A 967-nucleotide genomic window follows, 5' to 3' on the forward strand; every position below is an offset into this window, starting at 1 on the left:
GAGATCGCCCGGAAGCGGCGCGCGATAGGGCGGCAGGCCGATGTCGGCATACCAGAACGAGACGTTGCCGTTGACTTTGGCGTCCATGTCTAAAAATCCTGCGGGGAAAGAGCGATCAGGTCATCGTCATGTCGGCGCGGTCGTCGTCGGCAAGAAGTTTTGCATCGACGACCGACCAGCGCAGATCGACCGTGTCACCAATCGAGAACGGTGTGGCTTCCAGCGACGCGCGTACGATGGCGACCGAGCCGTCGCGCAACGTCACCTGGTATTTCGAGCCGGAGCCCAGATAGATCGCCTCGCTGACTTGACCGGTGAGGCTGTTCTGCCCGGCGGCGGGAGGCGTGTTGGTGCCGGCAAGCGAAAGCTTCTCCGGCCGCAGCAGGACCACCGGTTTGCTGCCGCTGGCGAGCTTGCCGTTGGCCACGATCTTCTGGCCGGCGATCGTCAGGCTGGTTTCGTTTCCGGACGTCAGGGCGGTGCCACGCAAACTGGTCGATTCGCCGATGAACTTGGCCACGAACAGGGTCGTCGGCTCGTCGTAGAGCTGGCGGCCGGTTCCGACCTGTTCGATGCGGCCCTGATTGAAGACGGCGATGCGGTCGGACAGGACCAGCGCTTCTTCTTGGTCGTGCGTCACATAGACGAAGGTGGTGCCGAGTTCGCGGTGGATGCGCTTGATCTCCAGCTGCAGCCATTCGCGCAGTTTCTTGTCGAGCGCGCCGAGCGGTTCGTCCATCAACAGCAGCGGCGGATCGAAGACGATGGCGCGCGCCAGCGCCACGCGCTGCTGCTGGCCGCCGGAAAGTTCGGAGGGATAGCGATGCGCGAAGTCGGCCATCTTGACCATGTCCAGCGCGCGCACGACGAGACGGTCGCGCGCCTGCTTGTCCATGCCGCGCAAGGTGAGGGGATAGGCGACGTTCTTGCCGACCGTCATATGCGGAAACAGCGCGTAGTGCTGGAA

General features: G+C 63.7%; 1 protein-coding gene. It reads right to left on the reverse strand.

The window, feature by feature from the left end; translation table 11 throughout:
* Positions 1-115: 115 nt before the first annotated feature.
* On the reverse strand, positions 116-967 hold an 852-nt coding region (locus ENZ74_RS32975; protein ID WP_164761452.1), incomplete at its 5' end, for an ABC transporter ATP-binding protein.

The organism is Mesorhizobium sp. M7A.F.Ca.CA.002.15.2.1 (genome assembly GCF_003998715.1).
GTDB classification, from domain to species: domain Bacteria; phylum Pseudomonadota; class Alphaproteobacteria; order Rhizobiales; family Rhizobiaceae; genus Mesorhizobium; species Mesorhizobium ciceri.